Annotated in this window: 3 protein-coding genes; all 3 read right to left on the bottom strand. The window is 65.3% G+C overall.

Features of this window, described 5'->3' with window-relative positions:
* Positions 1-1,413: HAMP domain-containing sensor histidine kinase (locus WDA27_14930; GenBank protein ID MFA5892217.1), on the bottom strand; the 1,413-nt coding region annotated here is incomplete at its 3' end.
* Positions 1,410-2,141, bottom strand: a complete 732-nt coding sequence (locus WDA27_14935; protein ID MFA5892218.1) for a response regulator transcription factor — start codon at positions 2,139-2,141, stop codon at positions 1,410-1,412. The genes WDA27_14930 and WDA27_14935, both read right to left, overlap by 4 nt.
* A 96-nt stretch (positions 2,142-2,237) precedes the next feature.
* On the bottom strand, positions 2,238-3,302 hold a 1,065-nt coding region (locus tag WDA27_14940), incomplete at its 5' end, for a trypsin-like peptidase domain-containing protein (GenBank protein ID MFA5892219.1).

Below are 3,302 nucleotides of genomic sequence, written 5' to 3' on the forward strand. Positions count from 1 at the left end.
GTAGACGGCGCCGGCCCCGGGAGAGGTCTCGACCCAGGCCCGACCTCCGTGAGCCTGGGCGATGGCCGCAACTATCGACAATCCCAACCCCACCCCTCCGCTCTGACGAGATCGCGAAGGGTCGGAACGGAAGAAACGATCGAACACCTGATTCGCCTCCTCCTCCGACAGACCCGGCCCCTCATCGGCAACCTCGAGCACGGCCTCTCCCGGGGTCGTGATGACCCGGACATGAATCGGAGTGCGGGCCGGCGTGTGGATGAAAGCGTTGGTCAGCAGATTCGGGGCGACCTGGCGAAGCCGGACTTCGTCTCCGTCGACCACGACCGGTTCGGTGATCTCGAGGTCTATGGGGCGATCGGGCTCAATCACGCGGGCATCGTGTACGGCATCGCTCACCAGGCGGGCAAGATCCACCGGCCGGCGCTCGAGAGGCCGACCCTCGTCCAGTCTTGCCAGCAAGAGCAACTCCTCCACCAGCGTCCCCATGCGGGAGGATTCCTCTTCGATTCGCCGCATCGTCTTCGCGAGATCATCGGGGCGGGTGTCCGCGCCGCGGCGGAACAGCTCCGCGTAGCCGCGGATGGAAGTGAGCGGCGTGCGCAACTCGTGAGAAGCGTCAGATACGAAGCGACGGAGCCGCGCTTCCGACGCCTGGCGCGCAGCGAACGCGGTCTCGATCCGCTCGAGCATCGCGTTCAGCGCAATCCCGAGGCGGCCTACCTCGGTGCGCGGCTCCGCCGGCTCCACCCGCCGGGACAGATCCCCGGCGGCGATAGCGTCAGCCGCGCGACCCATGTTCTCGAGCGGTCGCAGCCCGAGGCGAACCAGCCAGAGGGCCAGCGCCGCGATTCCGGCGAGCACCACGGCGGTAGCGAGCCCTTCCACCAACAGCAGCCGATGCAGAGTGGCGTCCACATCGCCGAGGGGGTATGCAACGACAACCGTTCCCTCACCGCCGGCAAGAGCAGCCGCGAGGACTCGGTAGCGAATAGATGACCCACCCGTAGCGCCCGCCGTGAAAAATCTGGCCGAGCGCGAATCCCGCTGTGCCGACGAGCCGGGCAGACCGGCGGGAAGATGCGGTGGAACGTCGACCACGCCGAACCCGAACGACCTCGAGACAACAACGGCACCGGACGGATCCAACAACTCTGTGAATGTGGCGGAGGGTGCCGAGCCCCGGCGCTGGCCGGGCACGTTTGCGAACCCCAGTCCGGGCATCAGTCCGTTGACTACATCCTCCAACAACGCTCGCGTGGCCAGTGGCTGCGCCGCCTCCAGTTGCTGATCCAGCCGGTGAATCAGCGACGAGCGCAGGAAGACGTACGTGGCGCTGTCCGCGGCAAGCAGACCTAGCGCGACTAACGCCACGGTGGCCAGCAGCAGACGCGCGCGAATCGACATCGTCATCCCTTGGGGAGCCTGAGGCTGTAGCCGACCCCCCGCACTGTGTGGATCAGGGGTGGGTCGAAGCAGTCGATCTTCTTGCGAAGGTAGCCGATGTAGGTCTCCACGACGTTTCCATCCCCCGCAAAGTCGTAGTGCCACACATGGTCGAGAATCTGCGTCTTGGACAGGACTCGTCGACCGTTGAGCATCAAGTACCGCAGAAGGTTGAACTCGGTGGGTGTCAGCTCGATGCAGGTCTTCCCCCGCCAAACCTCATGAGTGTCCTCGTCCATCTCCAGATCGGCGAAGCGCAAGCGGCCGGAGGCAGCCTCGGCGCCACCGACGCGGCGGAGCACGGCCTTCACACGCGCCACGAGCTCTTCGATGCTGAACGGCTTGGTCACGTAGTCATCGGCGCCCATCGTGAGACCGTGCACCTTCTCTTCGGTCGCATCCCGCGCGGTGAGGAACACCACCGGTGTCTTGGTGCCGTCGGTTGCCAAGCGCCGCTGCACCTCGAACCCGTCAAGATCCGGAAGCATGATGTCGAGCACGATGAGGTGTGGGCGGAACGATGACGTGGCTTTCAATGCCTTGCGGCCGCTCTCCGCGGTCTCCACCTCGAAGCCCTCGTACCGGAGTGCGGTGGCCACCAGGTCGGTGATGTTGGGCTCGTCGTCAACGACCAGGATCCGCAACGGCTCCCGTGTGTGTGCCGACGAACCCCTTGATGCTTCTTCTCCCCGCATCGTCCCGAGCCTCCCAAGCGCTCCGAGCGTCGAGTCGTCCTTCTTGGCCCACGCCCATTATCGAGCCTGTCCCTGTGAACTGGCTGAGAGACCAGCCTAACCGCCGGACGCGGAAGTGAGCGTCGCCGTCGCGGTTCGCTTCTTGCCGTCCCGCAAGTACGTCAGTTCCACGGTTTGGCCCGACTCGAGGCGGCTGAGAGCCGTGATCAGGTACTCCATGGAACCGATCTTCATGCCCTCGATCCCGACGATGATGTCACCCACCTTGAGCCCGGCCTTGTCGGCCGGCCCGCCACTGACCACCTGCTGAACAAGCGCACCGCCTTGGTTCGGCAGGCTCTCGCCCGAGATGCCGACGAACGGCCTTTCAGCGTGACCGGTCTTGATGATCTGCTCCGCATCTCGACGCGCGATGTCGATGGGGATCGCAAACCCGACCCCGACGTTGCCGCTCCCACTTCCCACAATCGCGGTATTGATGCCGATCACGTTGCCGGATGCATCGGCGAGAGCCCCACCGGAGTTGCCGGGGTTGATCGGGGCATCGGTCTGGATGGCGTCCGTGAGACGTTCGCCGTCCCCGAGATCGATGTTGCGGTGCATCGCGCTTATGACTCCGGCGGTCACCGTGCCCTGGAGTCCGAATGGGCTACCCAGCGCCACCGCGACATCTCCTACGCTGAGCTGGGCGGTGGAGCCCAGTGTCGCGGCCTCGAGCCCCGAGCGATCCACCTTGATCACGGCGATGTCGTCAACCGGGGAGGCGCTGCCGACAAGACGCGCCGGCAGCTTCCCTCCGGTCGCCAACGTCACATGGATGGAGCCGGCCCCCTCGACAACGTGATTGCTGGTTACGATGTAGCCGTCGCTGGTGAAGATGACGCCCGAACCCGTTCCACTGCTTTGCATACCGAAGCGGCCGGTCGATGTCGTGACGTCGATGAGCACGACGCTCGGAATGACCTTCTGTGCCACCGCCGCAACACCCGTGAGCGACTGCGCGCTGACCTTCGACGTTTTGGGGGCGACTCGCTCAACTATCGTGCTGGTGGCATCCCCTTTCCTGGTCGCAAGAAGCGTCGCCGATGTCCCGACCGTCCCCCCGACCAGTGCCGCGAGGAGTGACAATGCCACGAGCATCTTGACGGGCCGCGGTTGAGG

Source organism: Actinomycetota bacterium (genome assembly GCA_041658565.1).
GTDB lineage: Bacteria > Actinomycetota > AC-67 > AC-67 > AC-67 > JBAZZY01.